Annotated in this window: 15 protein-coding genes and 1 pseudogene; 4 read left to right on the forward strand and 12 right to left on the reverse strand. The window is 57.1% G+C overall.

What is annotated here, in order from left to right; all coding sequences use genetic code 11:
* Window positions 1–40 precede the first annotated feature (40 nt).
* Window positions 41–1243, forward strand: a complete 1203-nt coding sequence (ackA, locus tag AC2CF9_RS05130; protein WP_484556394.1) for an acetate kinase — start codon at window positions 41–43, stop codon at window positions 1241–1243.
* Window positions 1244–1311: 68 nt separating this feature from the next.
* Entirely contained in the window at window positions 1312–3456 is a 2145-nt protein-coding gene (gene pta / locus AC2CF9_RS05135) for a phosphate acetyltransferase (protein ID WP_190314890.1), read from the forward strand.
* Window positions 3457–3534: 78 nt separating this feature from the next.
* On the opposite strand, the gene yfcD is transcribed toward pta, so the two are convergent.
* The gene (gene yfcD, locus AC2CF9_RS05140; RefSeq protein WP_039379079.1) at window positions 3535–4080 is read right to left on the reverse strand and encodes an NUDIX hydrolase YfcD; all 546 of its coding nucleotides are present in this window, start codon (window positions 4078–4080) and stop codon (window positions 3535–3537) included.
* 329 nt (window positions 4081–4409) lie between these two features.
* Here yfcD and AC2CF9_RS05145 point away from each other — a divergent pair, with 329 nt between their 5' ends.
* Entirely contained in the window at window positions 4410–5321 is a 912-nt protein-coding gene (locus AC2CF9_RS05145) for a TIGR01777 family oxidoreductase (RefSeq protein ID WP_150016537.1), read from the forward strand.
* Between the two features lie 13 nt (window positions 5322–5334).
* On the opposite strand, the pseudogene AC2CF9_RS05150 reads toward AC2CF9_RS05145, so the two are convergent.
* The 4 genes and pseudogenes from AC2CF9_RS05150 to dalD all read right to left on the reverse strand — a co-directional run.
* A pseudogene (locus tag AC2CF9_RS05150) lies at window positions 5335–5496 on the reverse strand (SDR family oxidoreductase); the annotation flags it as partial.
* A gap of 75 nt (window positions 5497–5571) precedes the next feature.
* Entirely contained in the window at window positions 5572–6852 is a 1281-nt protein-coding gene (locus AC2CF9_RS05155; RefSeq protein WP_484556395.1) for an MFS transporter, read from the reverse strand.
* 27 nt (window positions 6853–6879) lie between these two features.
* Window positions 6880–8349, reverse strand: coding sequence for a xylulokinase (xylB, locus tag AC2CF9_RS05160; protein WP_484556396.1), 1470 nt, complete (start codon window positions 8347–8349; stop codon window positions 6880–6882).
* A 10-nt stretch (window positions 8350–8359) separates the two neighbouring features.
* A complete protein-coding gene (gene dalD, locus AC2CF9_RS05165) occupies window positions 8360–9754 on the reverse strand; it encodes a D-arabinitol 4-dehydrogenase (RefSeq protein ID WP_484556397.1) in 1395 nt (464 codons plus the stop codon).
* A 196-nt stretch (window positions 9755–9950) separates the two neighbouring features.
* Between dalD and AC2CF9_RS05170 the strand changes: the two genes are divergently transcribed.
* Complete coding sequence (locus tag AC2CF9_RS05170) at window positions 9951–10898, forward strand: sugar-binding transcriptional regulator (protein ID WP_150016541.1); 948 nt, start codon at window positions 9951–9953, stop codon at window positions 10896–10898.
* Window positions 10899–11001: 103 nt separating this feature from the next.
* On the opposite strand, the gene hisP is transcribed toward AC2CF9_RS05170, so the two are convergent.
* The 7 genes from hisP to cvpA all read right to left on the reverse strand — a co-directional run bounded on the left by hisP (window position 11002) and on the right by cvpA (window position 17183).
* Window positions 11002–11775, reverse strand: coding sequence for a histidine ABC transporter ATP-binding protein HisP (gene hisP / locus AC2CF9_RS05175; protein WP_039379092.1), 774 nt, complete (start codon window positions 11773–11775; stop codon window positions 11002–11004).
* An 8-nt stretch (window positions 11776–11783) separates the two neighbouring features.
* A complete protein-coding gene (locus AC2CF9_RS05180) occupies window positions 11784–12500 on the reverse strand; it encodes an ABC transporter permease (RefSeq protein WP_039379094.1) in 717 nt (238 codons plus the stop codon).
* Window positions 12497–13183, reverse strand: coding sequence for a histidine ABC transporter permease HisQ (locus tag AC2CF9_RS05185; protein ID WP_039379095.1), 687 nt, complete (start codon window positions 13181–13183; stop codon window positions 12497–12499). Before AC2CF9_RS05185 ends, AC2CF9_RS05180 begins: the two co-directional genes overlap by 4 nt.
* 196 nt (window positions 13184–13379) lie before the next feature.
* Window positions 13380–14162, reverse strand: coding sequence for a lysine/arginine/ornithine ABC transporter substrate-binding protein ArgT (gene argT / locus AC2CF9_RS05190; RefSeq protein WP_039379096.1), 783 nt, complete (start codon window positions 14160–14162; stop codon window positions 13380–13382).
* A 274-nt stretch (window positions 14163–14436) separates the two neighbouring features.
* Complete coding sequence (locus tag AC2CF9_RS05195; protein WP_094111117.1) at window positions 14437–15006, reverse strand: UbiX family flavin prenyltransferase; 570 nt, start codon at window positions 15004–15006, stop codon at window positions 14437–14439.
* 137 nt (window positions 15007–15143) lie between these two features.
* A complete protein-coding gene (gene purF, locus AC2CF9_RS05200) occupies window positions 15144–16661 on the reverse strand; it encodes an amidophosphoribosyltransferase (protein ID WP_484556398.1) in 1518 nt (505 codons plus the stop codon).
* 36 nt (window positions 16662–16697) lie between these two features.
* Window positions 16698–17183 carry a colicin V production protein gene (gene cvpA / locus AC2CF9_RS05205; protein ID WP_039379104.1) on the reverse strand — a complete coding sequence of 162 codons (486 nt, stop codon included), beginning with the start codon at window positions 17181–17183 and terminating at the stop codon, window positions 16698–16700.
* Window positions 17184–17207: the final 24 nt, after the last annotated feature.

Here is a 17207-nt window from a genome sequence, read left to right on the forward strand (position 1 = left end):
TGCGTTATTTTTAGCCACTATTTAACAAATAGGTACTTCCATGTCGACGAAGTTAGTACTGGTTCTGAACTGCGGCAGTTCTTCTCTTAAATTTGCTATCCTCAATCCAGCTACCGGCGATGAGTACCTGTCGGGACTGGCTGAATGTTTCCACCTGCCGGAAGCGCGGATTAAATGGAAGCTGGAAGGCAGCAAGCAGGAAGCACCATTAGGTGCAGGCGCAGCCCACAGCGAAGCGCTGAACTTCATCGTTAAATCTATTCTGGCACAAAAACCAGAGCTTTCGGCACAAATCGCTGCAATCGGCCACCGTATCGTACATGGCGGTGAGCGACTGACCCAGTCTGTCATCATTGATGAGGCGGTCATTCAGGGCATTAAAGATGCCTCTTCTTTTGCACCGCTGCACAATCCGGCGCACTTAATCGGTATTGATGAGGCGATGAAAAATTTCCCGCATCTCTCTGATAAGAATGTGGCGGTTTTTGATACGGCTTTCCATCAGACAATGCCTGAAGAATCGTATCTCTACGCCCTGCCTTATCATCTCTATCGTGAGCATGGCGTACGCCGCTACGGCGCTCACGGCACCAGCCACTACTATGTAACGCAGGAAGCGGCAAAAATGCTGAACAAGCCAGTCAGCGAGCTGAACATCATCACCTGTCACCTTGGTAACGGCGGCTCCGTGTCTGCTATTCGTAACGGCCAGTGCGTTGATACCTCAATGGGCCTGACGCCGCTGGAAGGATTAGTTATGGGCACCCGCAGCGGCGACATCGATCCGGCCATTGTTTTCTTCCTGCATGACGCTCTGGGTATGAGCGTTGATGCAATCAACAAGCTGCTGACCAAAGAGTCGGGACTGCTGGGCCTGACGGAAGTGACCAGCGACTGCCGCTATGTTGAAGATAACTATGCGACCAAAGAAGATGCAAAACGTGCGATGGATGTCTTCTGCCACCGGCTGGCCAAATATATCGGCAGCTATACGGCGCTCATGGATGGCCGTCTGGATGCCGTGATCTTTACCGGCGGCATTGGCGAAAATGCGGCTCTGGTACGTGAGCTGGCGCTGGGCAAACTGGCGCTGCTGGGCTTCGAAGTTGATCACGACCGCAACCTCGCGGCGCGCTTCGGCAAGTCTGGCTTCATCAATAAAGAAGGCACCCGTCCGGCAGTGGTGATTCCGACCAACGAAGAGCTGGTGATCGCGCAGGACGCCGCGCGCCTGACGGCCTGATCCTTTTCTCCGTCGGCTCAGGCTGACGGAGCCTTTTTGACACCCTGTAACACCGCGAGGTTTTTAACGTGTCACGTACAGTTATGCTTATCCCCACCGGCACCAGCGTCGGCCTGACCAGCGTCAGCCTTGGCGTAATCCGCGCAATGGAGCGCAAAGGCGTACGCCTGAGCGTCTTCAAGCCGATTGCACAGCCGCGTGCCGGGGGCGATCGACCGGACCAGACAACCACCATTATCCGTAAAAACTCCGCCATTCCTGCTGCTGAACCGCTGCAGATGTCGCGCGTTGAGTCACTGCTGGGTTCAAACCAGCAGGATGTGCTGATGGAGGAGATCATTGCCAACTACCACGCCACGGCCAGAGAAGCAGAGGTGGTGCTGGTCGAAGGCCTGGTGCCGACACGCAAGCATCAGTTCGCTTCTGCGCTCAACTACGAGATCGCCAAGACGCTCAATGCAGAGATTGTTTTTGTAATGGCGCTAGGCAACGACTCCCCTGCTCAGCTGAAAGAGCGTATTGAACTAAGCCAGAGCAGCTTTGGCGGCAGTAAAAATAAAAACATCACGGGCGTTATTATCAACAAACTCAATGCGCCGGTTGATGAGCAGGGGCGCACCCGCCCCGATCTGTCAGAGATCTTCGATGACTCCTCTAAAGCCAGCGTAGCCAACATCGATCCGAAACAGCTGTTTGCCAACAGTCCGCTGCCGGTGCTGGGCTGTGTGCCGTGGAGCTTTGACCTGATCGCCACGCGCGCTATCGATATGTGCCGCCACCTCAACGCGGAAATCATCAACGAAGGTGAAATCGAGACGCGCCGCGTCAAATCTGTGACCTTCTGCGCACGCAGCATCCCGCACATGCTGGAGCATTTCCGTCCCGGCTCGCTGCTGGTGACCTCGGCCGATCGCCCTGACGTGCTGGTTGCTGCTTGTCTGGCAGCGATGAACGGTATTGAAATTGGTGCCATTCTGCTGACCGGTGGCTATCAGATTGAAGCGCCTATTGCCCGTCTGTGCGAGCGCGCTTTCCAGACCGGCCTGCCGGTGTTTATGGTGAAAACCAACACCTGGCAGACGTCACTGAGCCTGCAGAGCTTCAACCTGGAAGTACCGGCTGACGATACGCAGCGTATTGAAAAAGTGCAGGAGTATGTTGCCGGCTTTATCAACGCCGACTGGGTTGAGTCGCTGACCGCCACTTCCGAGCGCAGTCGTCGCCTGTCGCCTCCTGCTTTCCGCTATCAGCTGACCGAACTTGCACGTAAAGCGGGCAAACGCATTGTTCTGCCGGAAGGCGACGAACCGCGCACGGTTAAAGCGGCGGCAATCTGCGCCGAGCGCGGCATTGCCACCTGCGTCCTGCTGGGAGATCCGGATGAGATCCAGCGCGTGGCGGCGGCTCAGGGCGTGGAGCTGGGCACCGGCATTGAGATTGTCGATCCGAAAGTTGTGCGCGGAAACTATGTGCCGCGCCTGGTTGAGCTGCGCAAAAGCAAAGGCATGACGGAAGTCGTGGCGGAGGAGCAGCTGGAAGACAATGTGGTGCTGGGGACCATGATGCTGGAGAGCGGAGAAGTGGATGGCCTGGTCTCTGGCGCGGTGCACACCACTGCCAATACCATTCGTCCGCCGCTGCAGCTGATCAAAACGGCGCCCGGCAGCTCGCTGGTTTCATCCGTGTTCTTTATGCTGCTGCCGGAACAGGTACTGGTCTACGGCGACTGCGCCATCAACCCCGATCCTAACCCGGAGCAGCTGGCTGAAATCGCGATTCAGTCTGCAGATTCCGCCAGCGCCTTTGGTATCGATCCGCGCGTAGCGATGATCTCTTACTCAACCGGCAACTCCGGTGCGGGCAGCGACGTTGAGAAAGTGCGCGAAGCCACCCGCATTGCGCAGGAGAAGCGCCCCGATCTGGTTATTGATGGTCCGCTGCAATATGACGCGGCCATTATGGAAGATGTTGCCCGGTCGAAAGCGCCCAATTCGGCGGTTGCCGGACGCGCCACGGTCTTTATCTTCCCGGATCTCAATACCGGTAACACTACGTACAAAGCGGTGCAGCGCTCTGCAGATCTGATCTCTATCGGCCCGATGCTGCAGGGCATGCGTAAACCGGTCAATGACCTGTCACGCGGCGCGCTGGTGGATGATATCGTCTACACCATCGCCCTGACGGCCATTCAGTCGCAGCAGGCGGAAGGGTAAGCTCCCCTCCCCTGCTCAGGTATAAAAAAAGCATGCGCCAGGCGCATGCTTTTTTTTCGCGTCATACAGATGCAGCAGTCAGCTTTCGCTGTTCTGCTTGCTGCGTGCTGCATCGCTATTGCGGCTCAGCCACAGCGAGAGCGCTTTCAGCGAATCATCGGTAAACTCATCGCAGCGCGCCGTGATCTCTTCTGGCGTCATCCAGAAAATCTCATCAACTTCACTCTCCTGCATCGCAAACGGACCGTGGGAAACACAGCTGAACAGCCCGCCCCAGACGCGGCAATGCTGATCTTCAAAGTAGAACTTGCCGTGTTCGGCAAAGGGTACTGCCGCAATCCCCAGCTCCTCTTCCGCTTCGCGCCGTGCAGATTCGAGCATCTCTTCACCGCTCTGCACCACGCCACCCGCGGTGGCATCCAGCATGCCGGGCATGAAATCTTTGGTTTCTGTGCGACGCTGTACCAGGATCTTGCCCATACCATCATGTACCACGATATAGGTGGCGCGATGGCGCAGACACTGTGCCCGCATCTGAGCCCGGCTGGCCTGCGCAATCACTTCGTTCTCTTCGCTGACGATATCCACCCACTCAATAGCGTCATCTGCCGTTTGATCCACCATCCGTAACCCTTTTGACGTTTTAGCGTGCGCGGCACGCGTCGATTTTTTTATTGCTTTATCAGAATGCGCGTAAGGTAAAGCGTTCTTATCACTGTCGCAAGCGCTCAGCGTGCTTTGCCCGATCCCGCCAGCCTCAGCACAAGCAGCCGGGGTGCCACATCTTTACCGGCTTTTTTCGCCTAAGGCAATAATCTGCTGGTCGGATCTTTACCTCTCCGGCAGCCTCAGGGCCGCTTTTTCCCTCACGCTGCAGGCGCTGTCACACTCACTCTCCGCTTCTCATCTATGCTCAATTCAGCGCAAATAAAAAAATTCCAGGGAGACTCAATATGCATCTGCTTATCACCGGCGGTACCGGACTGATTGGCCGCCATCTGATCCCGCGCCTGTTACAGATTGGTCATCAGGTGAGCGTAGTCACGCGCGACGTGGCAGCAGCACGCGACAAACTTGATGCGCGCGTGAAGTTATGGTCAGGCATCAATCAGCAGACGGACCTGAACGGTATAGATGGCGTCATAAATCTGGCTGGCGAACCGATCGCCGATAAGCGCTGGAGCGCCAGCCAGAAGCAGCAGCTGTGCGAAAGCCGCTGGCAAATCACTGAACAGCTGGTTTCATTGATCCACGCCAGCAGTACTCCTCCCGCGTTTCTGATCTCCGGTTCGGCCACTGGCTTCTATGGCGACAGCGGCGAGGTCATTGTGACCGAAGAGGATCCCGGTCAGGATGAGTTTACCCATACGCTATGCGCGCGCTGGGAACAGCTGGCGCTCAAGGCAGAGAGCGAGCAAACGCGGGTCTGCCTGCTGCGCACCGGTGTGGTACTGGCGCCGGAAGGCGGTGCGCTGGAAAAGATGAAACTGCCTTTTCGTCTTGGCGTGGGCGGGCCGATTGGCAGCGGCAAACAGTATCTGCCGTGGATCCATATTGATGACATGATCGATGCCATCATCTGGCTGATGGATCACCCGTCGCTGCGCGGTCCATTCAACATGGTTGCCCCCTATCCGGTGCGTAACGAACAGTTTGCCGCGACGCTGGGACAGGTCATGCACCGCCCCGCTTTTATGCGCACGCCGGCGGCCGCCATTAAACTGATGATGGGGGAATCCGCGGTGCTGGTATTAGGCGGACAGCATGTGCTGCCTAAACGGCTGGAGGCGTCCGGCTTTACCTTTCGCTGGTACGATTTACAGCAGGCGCTGCAGGATGTGGCGGGGTCACCGTCCCGTCCATAACCATCGAAGCGGCTCAGGCCTGCTTCGGCTGGGCATTAGACGCCGTCAGACCTACCTCAACCCGCAGGTTAACGCCGGTGATATAACGTGCGCCATCGCTGGCGATAAAAGCAATTGCGCTGGCGATATCTCACGGCTCACTGGCGCGGCGCTGCAAAATACGATCATAAAAGCGTTAAGGCAGCGCCTCGTCTCTTTAGTTGAGGCAATAACCTGCGGATATTCAAATAGTGCACTTTTTCGTACAGGCTCAACTGCGCTGCTGCGCGATACGCGATTTCACTGCGGATGCTTCCCGGGTGTGTCCCGGTTGCGGCACGCGAATAATAAACGTCAGCACGCCGGCAAACACATACAGCCCGGTATATACCCATACCACGCCGACGATATCGAAGAACGGCAACATAACTGAAGCAATCGCCGGTGCCACAAAGTTGCTGAGGCCTGCCGACAGATTGTAAATCGAAACGGCTGCCCCTTTATGATGCGGTTCAAGCGTCGGGAACACGGCGGTCATTGGTACAAATGCCGCGACAAAAATCCCCAGCATCACCGCCGGAATCAGCGCGACCCAGAAATTGTGGCCGGCATACAGCGGCAGGTAGTAAAACGCCAGGCTGGAGATCGCCATACCGAGACAGCCAAACCAGCGCACCTGGCGGATCCAGCCAATTTTCTCGCCGGTGATGCCCCAGAAGATGTTGGTGAAAATGGTGACAAAAAAGAACACGGCCCAAATCTGCAACCATTCAGAGATGGTAAAGCCGAGACGATCAACAAACAGCAGCGGCATGATAATCGCGAAACCAAACAGCGATAGCGTATTGATGATGCGAATCAGGCAGGCGTAAAACACGTGCTGGTTGGTGAACAGAATGGTCACTGCGCGTGACATTTCGGTCATCTTGTCGCGCAGCGGCAGATTCACGCGTGAACGATCCACCGGCACATTGCGCAGGCTGGAGAAGGCCAGTACGCCGCCCGCCGCTACCCAGCCAATCGCCAGCCACAGCGTGCCGGTTTCACCCAGCATCGGGATAGTCAGGCTGGGCAGATAGCTGCCGACTACGCCAATGCCGACTGAATACATCGCCCAGAACCATCCGGTGGCGGCAGCCAGTTTCTCGCGCGGCAGGACCTGCACCAGCATCATCATGAAGGAGTAGATGAACAGCGGATAAGCCAGCCCGCGAATGCCGTAAAACAGCACCATCAGCGGATAATTGCGCAGGCCAAGACCGAGTGACATAAACAGCGTGTGCATCACTATCCATAGCACAAAGCCAATCAGCATTGCACGTTGCGGGGTAATCAACTCCGCAACCACGCCGGACGCCCAGGCCGCCAGCGCCGCCGCCAGTCCGTAAAAGGTAAACACCAGCGCCGACTGGCCCGGCGTGAAGCCCATGTCAGTAATATGGCGGGAGAGAAACGCCATTTCGAAGCCGTCGCCCGCCATAAAAATGGCAATCGCGAGGAAGCCCCAGAACATTTTTTTCGGTAAGCCAAACCAGTAATCGTTCGCGTGCATCACCATCTTCCTCTGTTCAGTAAGCCATCAGGCAGGCAGCAGCGCGCGTGCCTGCTGTTGTTGAGCGTAGAGTTCGCGGAACAGGCGCAGGCGCTGCTGCAGCACCGCACCGCGCGCCGCATCGGGCTGGTAACGCGCCTGAACCGGCGGTTTCAGGCATACCTGCTGCTCGTTGCCGCCGGCACTGAGCCAGGCCAGACGCGCGGCCCCGAGAGCGCCCGAGGCGCTGGCTGGATGAGTGACGATCGGCAGCTGCAGCACATCCGCAATCAGCTGTGCCCACAGCGTACTGCGCGCGCCGCCGCCGGTCAGGCTGCACTGGGTAATTTGTCGCTGCGCATCGCCCAGCACCGCCAGTCCGTCCGCCAGGCCAAACGCTACGCCTTCAATCACCGCATAACCCAGCAGCGCACGCGGTGTTTCGTGGCGCAGATTGAAGAAGGCGCCTGAGGCATCAGGATCGTTGTGCGGTGTGCGTTCACCCGAGAGATAGGGCAAAAACAGCGGTGCGCGGCGGCACTGCTCCGCGCTCAGTTCTGCCATCTCAGCCATTAGCTGATTCTCGCTCACCGATAACAGCTGGCACAGCCAGCGCAGACAGCTGGCAGCACTTAGCATCACGCTCATCTGATGCCAGCGCCCCGGCAGCGCGTGGCAAAAAGCGTGCACGCCGGATTGTGGATCGGCCTGCAGACGGTCGTTAACCACGAAGATCACGCCGGATGTGCCGAGTGAGATAAACGCATCGCCGGGATTAACCGCGCCTACGCCTACCGCAGAGGCCGCGTTATCACCGCCGCCGCCTGCCACGCTCACCGTGGCGGACAAGCCCCAGGCGCGGGCAACATCTTCACGCAGCGTGCCGCTGACGGCGCTTCCCTCCACCAGCGTGGGCAGTTGCGCGCGCGTCAGTCCGCTTATCGCCAGCAGTTCATCTGACCAGTCGCGCTGTGCCACATCCAGCCACAGCGTGCCCGCCGCATCAGACGGCTCGCTGACGAATGCTCCGGTGAGCCGCCAGCGCAGATAATCTTTCGGCAGCAGCACTTTCGCGATGCGCCGGAAGATCGCGGGTTCGTGCTCAGCCACCCAGAGCAGTTTGGGGGCAGTAAAGCCCGGCATGATCATGTTGCCGCTGATGTGCATCATCTGCGGACGTCGGGTGCGCAGCGTCTCGCACTGGGCGGCGCTGCGCGTGTCGTTCCACAGTATGCACGGGCGCAACACCTGGCCGTCGGCATCCAGCAGCACTGCGCCGTGCATCTGGCCGGAGAGGCCAATGGCGCGGATGGCGTGCCAGGCATCCGGCACCTGTTGTCGCAGTGCGGCCAGCACCTGTTCGCACGCCTGCCACCAGCTTTCCGGATCCTGCTCAGCCCAGTGCGGATGTGGACGCTGCACGCTAAGCGTGGCATGGCTGGAGGCCACAATGTCGCCCTGCGCGTTGACGATCAGCGCTTTGAGTTCGGAGGTGCCAATATCAATGCCAAGATACATCACACGCTCCTTATACCGCTGCCAGCATCTGTTCAGGCTGTTTCAGCCAGCGCTGCAGATCCGCCACCGTACGGTGCATCAGCGCGTGAAATGCGGCATCATCCGCCAGTTCAGCAAACAGCGCTTTGTCGCGGATAAACGCGTCCAGCGCATCGGCAGCCGCAAATTGCTGACGCAATGCCTCTGCCTGCAACGCGCCATCCTGATAGGTATAAGGCAGATCGTCAGCGGCCCAGCGCTGCAGAAACAGGAAGAACAGCGCCGGCAGTACCGCCGTAGCGGCGGGCTCCGCGCCGCGCTGCCAGGTCTCACGCAGCGTCGGCGTTACCATGCCAGGGATTTTTGACAGGCCATCCGCGCCGACGCGCTGGTTGGTATCTTTGATATAGGGATTACTGAAGCGCGCCAGTACCACATCGCGGTAATCGGCGAGATCGAGCGGACACGGCGTGAGCGACGGAATAACATCCTGAGTGATGTAGTCGTGCGCCAGCTGATAAATCGCCGGCTGGCGCGTGCTGTCGTCAATGTAATTCAGTCCGGTAAGCGTGCCCGCCCAGGCAATCGCCGCGTGCGTGGCGTTGAGAATGCGGATTTTCGCCTCTTCCCACGGTAACACACTGTCCACCAGCTCAACGCCCACTCTCTCCAGCGCCGGGCGACCGGCGATAAAATTGTCTTCGATTACCCATTGAATGAAGGATTCAGCCATCACGGCCGCGCCATCCTCCTTACCGGTAGCGGCCCTGACGCGTTCCACCACATCGGATGTCGGGCGCGGTGTGATGCGGTCTACCATGGTGTCAGGCGACGTGGTGTTATCACGCACCCAGGCCGCCAGCGCCATATCGCCTTTCGCCGCCAGAAATGAGAGAAACCCGTGGCGGAAGCGCTCTCCGTTGTGGCGCAGGTTATCGCAGCTCAGCAGCGTAACCGCTGCGCCGCCGCTGGCCATACGCTGCTGCAGAATCCGCGTCAGCGCGCCGTACAGCGTGCGGATTTCACCGTGAATATCAGCCTGCACGTCCGGCTGCGCCAGATCCAGCTCATGCTCTGGCGTCAGGTAGTAACCGGCTTCGGTCACGGTAAAGCTGATCACGCGGGTGTGCGCCTCTGCGCCCTGGGCGACCAGCGCACTGATGTCACTGTCCCACGGCAGGATTTTGCGCAGCGAGGTGATGGTTTCATACGCGCGTTCGCCCTCTGGCGTGACAGTCTCCAGCACATACTCGCCGTTCTGCGCCTGCAGCTGATTGAGCAGTACCGCTGCATCATTGCGGATGTTGCCCAGCGCAATGCTCCAGCTCTCATCACCCTGCTCACGTAGCTTGTGCAGATACCACGCCTGATGGGCACGGTGAAAGGAGCCAGCACCGATGTGCATCCATACTAAATTCGTCGTCATAATCGCCTCTGAGTAAGCTTTTGCCATTGCGAAGGGCATTTGCCCGATACGACGTAGCATAGTCGTCGGCTAACATTTTGTTCTGCGAGATGCATCACAATTAATACATTTGCTCTTATTTAGGGCTTTTGCCCGATTAGCACTTGTGTCTGATTCCGCGATAAACTGACGCTTCAGTTTTCGACGGAAGCGCGTGATGAGCAGAGAAGAGAAAAAGCAGGAGCTGGCGGCGCGGGCGGCATGGATGTATTACGTCGCTGGCGTAACACAGCAGGAGATTGCGCGCGCGCTCGGCTTATCGCGTCAGGTGGCGCAGCGGCTGGTGTCCAGCGCACGGGAAATGGGCATGGTCAGCGTCAAAATCGATCATCCGGTTACCCACTGTCTGCAACTGGCGCACGAGGTGCAGACGAAATTTGGTCTTGATCTGTGTCGGGTGGTGCCCTCTGCCCGTCTGGAGGATGACGCTATTCAGCAGATGCTGGCCGTTGAAGGCGCCTCAGTGATGAGCCAGTTTATCAGCGAGGAGCAGCCGCAGGTGTTCGGCATTGGCTCCGGCAAAACGCTGCGTTCGATGATCGACGCGCTGCCGTGGATTGAACGGCCACAGCATCAGTGCGTGTCGATGATTGGTGCGATTGCGCGCGATGATTCCGGTACGCGTTACGACGTGCCGCTAAAGATGGCTGAGAAAATGCAGGGCAAATATTTTTTCATCCCCGCGCCGCTCTATGCCGACACGCCCGAAGACAAAACTATGTGGGTGCAGCATCAGGTCTACCAGCGCGTGACGCAGCGCGCCCTGCAGGCGGACGTTGCGTTTGTTGGCATTGGTGAAGTGCAGCCGGGCTGTCCGCTAAATGCCGAAGGCTTTATAACCGATGTGCAGGTCAGAGCGCTTAACACGCGTGGCGTGGTGGGTGAGATGCTTGGCCATTTCTTTAATCAGCAGGGCGAGCGGGTGTGGGGCGAAACTGATGCGCTGCTCACCAGCGTACTGCTGGAGAGTCAGACGCAGCGGAAGATTATCGGCTTTGCCGGCAGCGCACGGAAATATCCGGCCATTCGCGCCGCGCTGTTGGGTGGGTGGATCTCCGGGCTGGTGACCGACGAAGACACGGCGCTGAAGTTGCTTGGCGAGTGATTAAAACGTTTTTGCGATACGTAGCGACGCGATTTATCGCGCGGGGTTGATCGCCAGATGGCAAACAAGCGCGCCATGAATTGCGCCGCTACGGCTCAGCAGCCTATTTTAACGAGCCTTTTAAAAACTGCTGCAGGCGCGGACTCTTTGGATTGCCAAACAGCTCATCGGGCGTCCCCTCTTCCTCAATTTTTCCCTGATGCAGGAAAATCACATGGTTTGAGACGTGGCGGGCAAACTCCATCTCGTGCGTGACCACGACCATGGTTTTTCCCTCTTCCGCCAGCTTCTGCATAATACGCAGCACTTCGCCTACCAGCTCGGGATCGAGCGCTGAGGTCGGTTCATCAAACAGCAGCACTTCCGGTTCCATTGCCAGCGCACGGGCAATCGAGACGCGCTGCTGCTGGCCACCGGAGAGATGTACCGGATATTTTGCCCGCGCGCGCGCATCAATCCCGACTTTATCCAGATATTTAATCGCCCGTTCGCGCGCTTCCGCCTTGCTCAGACCAAGCACCTGAATGGGTGCTTCAGTCACATTATCCAGCACCGTCATATGACTCCAGAGATTGAAGTGCTGAAACACCATCGTGAGGCGCGTGCGCAGCGAGCGCAGCTGCTCCTTGTTCGCCACTTTCAGCTGGCCGTCGGTATCACGCACCAGCGCAATCTGTTCGTTATTAACAGCGATAGCCCCTTCGCTCGGCTTTTCGAGGAAGTTAATGCAGCGTAAAAACGTACTTTTCCCGGAGCCAGAAGAGCCAATGATGCTAATCACATCGCCGGCGTTGGCGCGCAGTGAGACGCCTTTCAGAACTTCATGTTCACCGTAACGTTTGTGCAGTTCGGCAACCTGTAATTTATTTTCAGCCATAGTGATACTCAGTGCGACGAAGAGGGTTTCACATGTGCCAGAAAGCGGCGTTCCGCAAGGCGGAACAGGCTAATCAGCACATAGGAGATAATCAGATAGAGCACGGCAGCGAGTCCAAACGCGGTAAACGGCTGATAGGTGGCCGAGTTAATATCACGCGCGATTTTCAGCAGATCCGGCACGGTCGCGGTGAACGCCAGCGCGGTGGAGTGCAGCATCAGGATCACTTCATTGCTGTATGCAGGCAGCGCGGTACGCAGCGCGGAGGGCAAAATGATGCAGCGGTAAAGCTTTACGGTTGAAAAACCGTAGGCGCGCGCCGCTTCAATTTCGCCATGTGGCACGGCGCGGATGGCGCCCGCAAAGATTTCAGTGGTGTAGGCGCAGGTATTCAGCGTAAATGCCAGCAGCGTACAGTTCAGACCGCTGCGAAAAAAGGCATTCAGCAGCTCAGATCCTTTCACCACTTCCAGCGTATACATGCCGGAGTAGAACACCAGCAGCTGGACGTAGAGCGGCGTACCGCGAAACACATAGGTAAACAGCCAGACCGGGGTTGAGATAAACCGGTTAGGTGACACGCGGGCGATGGCCAGGATCACAGCCAGACAGCCGCCGAGGACGACAGAAAGAATCAGCAGCCACAGCGTGATCGCCACGCCGGTGAAGCGATAGCCGTCGGTCCAGAGCAGTTGCTTCCAGTACTCCTGAATAATTTCGATCATAATTCTGCCCTTTTTACCCCGACCGAGTAGCGGCGCTCAAGCCACCACAGCACGCCATTGGAAAGCGTGGTAAACACCAGATAGATCACCCCTGCCACAATGGCAAAGTAGAATGGCTGCCAGGTGCTCTTGCCCGCCAGCTGCGTCGCTTTGACCACATCTTCCAGCCCCAGCAGCGACACCAGTGCGGTAGCCTTGAGGATCACCTGCCAGTTGTTTCCGATACCGGGCAGCGCAAAACGCATCATGGCCGGAAACAGAATGCGCCGGAACGTCTGCGAGCCGGTAAACCCAAAGGCGGTGGCGGCTTCAATCTGTCCCTTCGGCACCGCCAGAAACGCGCCGCGAAAGGTTTCAGTAAAATAGGCGCCGTAAATAAACCCGAGGGTAATGATACCGGCCACCATCGGGTCGATATCAAACTGCGCCAGGCCCAGTGCGTCAGTTACCGCGTTGAGCGCAATCTGCAGCCCGTAAAAGATCAGCAGCATCAGCACCAGATCGGGCACGCCGCGGATCAGGGTGGTGTACCCTTCCGCAATGATCGCCAGCGGCCGGCTGCGCGACAGTTTGGCACCCGCCCCGAGCAGGCCAAGGATAACCGCCAGCAGCACGGCGCTCAGCGCCAGCTCCAGCGTCACCAGCGTGCCTTTGAGAATGACTTCAGAATAGCCGTACAACATGATTTCGATCCTGTCGTGAGGGGAAAATAACACACGCTGCCCGGGAAATAGCGGACAGTCCTGACCAGGGATATGAATCACGGAAGGATAGCGGCAAGCGTATGAACCCCGGGAGTTTACATAAGTAAGCGCCCGGAGTGAATAGTTATGGCCCCGGTTCCTGTCACTCAACCCGCAGTATCAGGAAACAGGTCAATCAGTCACCGTAGACGTTGAAATCGAAATATTTTTTCGCAATCTTGTCGTAGGTGCCATCTTTGCGCATCTCATTAAACGCCTTATCGATAGCGGCTTTGAGATCGCTGTCATCTTTGCGCAGTCCCATGCCGGTGCCTACACCAAAGATTTTGTCATCTTTCACCGCCGGGCCAGCAAACGCATAGTTTTTGCCTACCGGCTGCTTCAGGAAGCCTTCGCTCGCCTGCACTTCATCCTGGAAAGCGGCATCAATGCGTCCGGCGTTCAGGTCCTGATAGACCAGATCCTGATTTGCATAAGGCGTCACGGTAACGCCCTTCGGCCGCCAGTATTGATTCGCATAGGTTTCCTGCGTGGTGCCCTGCAGCAGACCGATATTTTTGCCCTTCAGCGATTCGATGGTTGGCTGCAGCGGAGAGCCTTTTGCCGCCACCAGACGAGCGTTAGCCGCATAGAGTTTTTCCGAGAAGCCAATCTCCTCCTGACGCTTTTCGGTGATAGAGAGCGACGAAATAATGGCATCAATTTTTTTCGCTTTCAGCGACGGAATGAGCGCATCGAAATCACTTTCCACATAGGTGCATTTGGCCTGAATGCGTTTACAAATCTCATTGGCAAGGTCGATATCAAACCCCACCAGCTGGCCCTGGGCATTTTTTGACTCAAACGGCGGGTAAGTTGGATCGGTCCCGATACGCAGCGACTGCGGTACTGCGGCAAAAACGCTGGCGGTGCCGGTCATTGCCAGCAGCAGGGAGAGAGCCAGAACTCGCTTTTTCATAGTTTACCCTCAAGTGACGTGCTTATTGTTATGTGGTGTGATGTGTGTTTTGCGCTGAATGGATTGCAGTTTTCATGCCAGGTCTCAGAGCTGGCGATGCAGCACGCAGGCGCGTTAACGAGAGCGTCGTAACGGGACGCAGAGAGTTCGTTATGAGGGGAATATAACAGCGGGATGCAGAAGAAAAAGCGAGTTTGCTAACTTTTAGTGCAGATTATGCACGAAGAGTGATCGACACCGCGTATTTGCACATCCATTGTGCAGCGCGCAACGTTTATGCGCCATTCCAGCGCATAAACAGATCTTCCGGCAGCGTGATATCAAATTGATCCACCACGCGGTTAACCGTCTGGTCGACTAAATCCTCAATACGCTGCGGCCGGTGATAGAACGCCGGTACCGGCGGCATTATCATCGCGCCCAGTTCAGCCGCCGTGGTCATCATACGCAGATGACCGACGTGCAGCGGAGTTTCGCGTACGCAGAGCACCAGGCGGCGCTGCTCTTTCAGCACGACGTCGGCGGCGCGCGTCAGCAGGCTGTCGCTGTAGCTGTGTACAATGCCGGAGAGCGTTTTCATTGAGCACGGCAGGATCACCATACCCAGCGTTTTAAATGAGCCGGAAGAGATGCTTGCCCCGATATCCCGCACGTCATGCACCACGCTGGCAAGCGCCTGCACATCCCGCACGCTGTAGTCCGTTTCCAGCGCCAGCGTCTGGCGCGCTGCCGGGCTCATCACCAGATGGGTTTCCACCTCCGGCACCGATTGCAGCACCTGCAGCAGCCGCACGCCGTAGATTGCGCCGCTGGCGCCGGAAATACCCACGATGAGACGTTTCATAACTCTGCCTTACTCTGTTCAGAATCGGCAATGATAGCCTGCTACAGGCAAAATTGCGCTGGCGCCCGGTGAAAAAGCGCAAAACAGACGGGGCAGGCTTGCGCCTGCCCCGTCGGGAGTGCCGGATAACAGCTCAGTCAGCCTTCGTTATGGATCTCCAGCCCTTCCACTTCGTTCTGACGCTGCAGCGCTTTGGCATCGTCGTTACGCAGCGACTGCAGATACTCCAGGTATTGCTGGTCCACATCTTTGGTGACGTAAACGCCGTTAAAAACGGAGCACTCAAACTGCTCAATGTCCGGATTCTCTTCGCGTACCGCTTCAATCAGATCGTTCAGATCCTGGAAGATCAGCGCATCCGCCTTAATCAGCTTGCGAATCTCCTCCACCTCACGGCCATGGGCAATCAGCTCGGTGGCGCTTGGCATGTCGATGCCATAGACGTTCGGAAAACGGATCTCTGGTGCAGCTGAGGCGAGGTAAACCCGCTTAGCGCCCGCCTCGCGCGCCATCTCGATAATCTGTTCAGAAGTCGTACCGCGCACGATAGAGTCATCCACCAGCAGCACGTTTTTATCACGGAACTCTGCACGATTGGCGTTGAGTTTGCGGCGTACGGCGCTGCGGCGCAGATGCTGGCCCGGCATAATAAAGGTGCGGCCCACATAGCGGTTTTTCACAAATCCCTGACGGTAGGGCTTGTTCAGAATGCGCGCAATCTCCAGTGCAGTATCGGTGGAGGTTTCCGGAATCGGAATCACCACGTCGATATCGAGATCTTCCCACTCCCGGGCAATTTTTTCACCGAGCTTGGTGCCCATGCGCACGCGCGCGCTGTAGACGGAAATCTTATCCAGGAAAGAGTCCGGGCGGGCAAAATAGACATATTCAAACAGGCAGGGATTGCTTTTCGGATCCTCTGCACACTGGCGGGTCGAAAGCTGACCCTGTTCAGTGATATAGACCGCTTCACCCGGCGCAACGTCACGAATGAACTCAAACCCCAGCGTATCCAGCGCCACGCTCTCCGAGGCAACCATATACTCTGTGCGGCCATCCTGCATAGCGCGCTTGCCGAGCACCAGCGGACGAATACCGTTGGGATCGCGAAACGCCACCATACCGTGTCCGATAATCATCGCCACCACGGCGTAAGCGCCACGCACCTGCTGATGCACTGCCGCTACCGCGGCAAAAATGGTTTCCGCATCGAGCGGATAGTGCTGAAAGCGATCCAGCTCCTGCGCAAAAATGTTGAGCAGGATCTCTGAATCGGAGGTGGTATTAACGTGACGGCGACCGGTCTCAAACAGCTGTTTGCGCAGCTCATGCGCATTGGTGAGATTGCCGTTATGCGCCAGCGTAATACCGTAAGGGGAGTTAACGTAAAACGGCTGCGCTTCAGAGGCGCTGGAGCTGCCGGCGGTAGGGTAACGCACGTGGCCGATACCGATATTGCCCTGCAAACGCTGCATGTGACGCGCTTCAAACACGTCGCTGACCAGACCATTTGCTTTGCGCAGGCGGAAGCAGTTCAGCGCATCGATAGTACAAATGCCGGCGGCATCCTGTCCGCGGTGCTGCAGCACCGTTAACGCGTCATAGATCGACTGGTTTACTGGCATAAAACCGGTGATACCAACAATACCGCACATATTGTCATTTCCTCATTAGCCGCACTCCCGATGGTGTCACCGGGGTAAAAAACTTGACGTGCTTTTCAGGTAATCAAAAAACCACCTGATGATATAACTGAACTGGGGAATGAGCTGAGACTGTTGCCAGTCCGGGCTTTTTGAAAAGCCGGTGAATGTATCAAGGAAGAAAAGAATGGCGGAAACAATCAGCACGCCACGCAACGCCCCGAAACAGACCCCCAACACCCTGTCGGTTCCCGACAAGCCGGTTTTCTCAACCAGCGAGCCGATCACATAGTTCACGATGGCACCCACAATCAGGGTGGCAACGAATAACACCGCAATTGCGATGCCGTTGCGAACCAGTTCGTCGTTAAAACCTGTAAACCAGACTGCCAGGTAGGCGTAGTAATGACTGGCGACAAAAAACGCGCATCCCCAGGTAACAAGAGATAAGGCTTCCCGGACAAACCCGCGAATCAGGCTGACCAGAGCCGAAAAACCAACTACCGCAATAATGACGTAATCAATCCAGATCATGAACGCTTCCAGTACAGTGCTTCG

It is taken from the genome of Pantoea sp. SYBGC1, assembly GCF_057197005.1.